At 63.9% G+C, this 2,299-nt stretch carries 2 protein-coding genes; one reads left to right on the top strand and one right to left on the bottom strand.

Annotated elements, in window-relative coordinates; genetic code table 11:
• Window positions 1-260 precede the first annotated feature (260 nt).
• Window positions 261-689, bottom strand: a complete 429-nt coding sequence (locus tag CKO31_RS25560; RefSeq protein WP_200243573.1) for a hypothetical protein — start codon at window positions 687-689, stop codon at window positions 261-263.
• Here CKO31_RS25560 and CKO31_RS25555 point away from each other — a divergent pair.
• Complete coding sequence (locus CKO31_RS25555) at window positions 672-2,066, top strand: DUF697 domain-containing protein (protein WP_200243571.1); 1,395 nt, start codon at window positions 672-674, stop codon at window positions 2,064-2,066. The genes CKO31_RS25560 and CKO31_RS25555 overlap by 18 nt on opposite strands.
• Window positions 2,067-2,299 lie beyond the last annotated feature (233 nt).

Genomic DNA, 2,299 nt, shown 5'->3' with positions numbered 1-2,299 from the left:
ATCGAATCAGACGCCACCATATGCGCGCCACTAATGTTCGCCTACATACTGGGCTGGTAGCGAGCACCGCCTGGATCTGTTCCGGCGCCGAGCACGAGACACCTGAGGCCGGCGAAGAGACAAGGGCCTTGACCGTCAGCGCCCGATCGGCGGCGTGTCGAGCTCGCCGCCGTGGCTGGTGCTCTTTGGCGTAACGCGGCGCTCGCTTTGCCGGCACATCCAGCCAAGGGTCGCGCCGAGGCTGAAGTCACGCTCCGAGGTCAGAGCGGTCTGTCGGCGAAGGCCGTGCCCTGCAGGTTCGAACGGGCGCTGATGTCCGCTTTTACCCGGCGCGTTGCGTAGAGGATGCGTTGCAGGCTGCGATCGATGCGTAGCCAGTCCCCCCGGGAGATTACATAGGAAAACGGGAAGTCCGTGGTGGTGCGCACATCCGACCCGGGGTAGCTCGGGTTGTGGTATCCGGCGGCGCCAATCCCGAGCTCGAGCAGGGGGAGGGGCAGGCCTGGCTCGTCGGCCGCGGCCTGTTGCGCGCTCTGGATCAGCCCGAAGCTCAGCAGCACCGCGAACGCGAACGCGAACGCGAACGCTGCGAGCGACGCGTGGGGGCTCGTGGTGATGAGGCTGCGTCGCATATGGAACGGATTGCTCGTTTCTGTGCCGAGCGGCCTAGGTTGCCGTTCCGCGATCATCCCGAGGCTGATCCGATGTTCGTTCGTATGTGCCATAGGCTTCTGAAGATTGCATTCTGGGTCGGGCTGTTGCTCAGCTTTTTGGCTGTCATGGAGGTCCTCCGCGCATTCGAGACACTCCATCGGCTGCACCCCGTGGCAGGCTATTCATTCCTCGGATTGTTCGGCCTGGGGATCTTATACCTGCTCGTTCGCTATCTTCTCGTGGTATACACCCGGCCGAGAATCCTTGTGCCCCCGCCGGTCGGGGACCCGGGTGCGGCTGCCGATCCCCTGTTGTACCGCTATGCCGTCTATCTATCGCGTCTCTGCCGGCGGCTCAGTGAAAACAGGCTGCTTTCGGAAGCGTGGCGCGAGGCCGCGGTTGCAGGGAGGGCGCGATTGCGTGCCGCGGTTCGGCGGGGCGATATGCCCGCCCTACGCAGTACCGTGCTGAACGAAGAGACGGCCGTAGTGCGACCTGCTGTCGCGGAATTGGAGCAGCGCGCGGATCGCGAGGTGCGCGACTGCGTGAGGGATGTCTTGCTCGGCGTTGGCCTGAGTCCGTGGCGCTCCTCCGATCTGGCTGTCACCGTCTATCGCAGCACCGCCATGGTCCTGCGGATTATTCGAGTTTTCGACAACCGGCCGCCACTTCGCCAACAGCTCCTGATCATGAAAGATATCCTGGCGGTCGTGGCAACGGTGAACTTCTTGAATTTCAGTGGCCGCCTGCTCCAGAACCTCGCCGTATCGGTGCCGCTGCTGGGGCGGTTCGCGGACGACATCGCGCAAGGAGTGGGTGCCAGCTTGCTAACGTCCGTCGCGGGACACACAGCAGTGAGCCGGTGCCGTTCGTTCCGCGGCTGGGACGCGGAAGAAGCGCGCCGCACGATCGCGCGGGATCTGCGAGTCTTTCTCGGCGACATTCGCCGGATTGTCACCACCGATCTGTTGCCGGAAATGCGCAAACCCATCGAGGTGCGGCTTCCGGAAACAGCGCGCGAAGCCGAAACCTTCCAAACGATTCGCGAAGAGACCAGCAAGGCCATCGACGACACTGCCCGGGGCATGGGCCAGTTCGTGCGCAAACCAGCGCCGGCCGACCGCGACATGACCGACGGGCGCAACGCGTTCGGGCGTGCTGCCCTGAGGGAGGGGCGCCGGTTCGGAGGGGGCATCGCACGCTCGGGCATTGCTATGGCGTCTATGCCGGCGAGAACCTGGCAGGGTCTGCGGAGGGCGGTGGTATCGTCGGTGGCCTCACCGAGCGCGTCGCAAGGGCGCGCAGGCCGGCGACACCGACACGCAATCCAACCGGAACCCACCATCGACACGGCACAAGCCTTAAGGCCCGTGGCAATCCTGGAGTACTCGGCTTCAGCGACGTACGCTTAGCTTCAGCCATGTACCTGTCGGTGTGAGGTGCGCAGCTGAATTGATGTATTCCTGATAACAGACTGCCAAAAGACAGTCAAACCGAGACGTCCTGATTCTGGCGACGCACGTTGGTGAACCAGTCTTCTCGGCCGCCAATCGAGGGTATCCGTTCGAGAAGCCACGGCGCTGGCAGCGATCTCGGGGCCGCGAACGTCCTCTCCCAAGCTGGGCCGAAGCTCATCGGTGCCATT

It is taken from the genome of Thiohalocapsa halophila (assembly GCF_016583825.1).
In the GTDB taxonomy this organism is placed as follows: Bacteria; Pseudomonadota; Gammaproteobacteria; order Chromatiales; family Chromatiaceae; genus Thiohalocapsa; species Thiohalocapsa halophila.
This window is presented reverse-complemented; position numbering and strand designations above follow the sequence as displayed.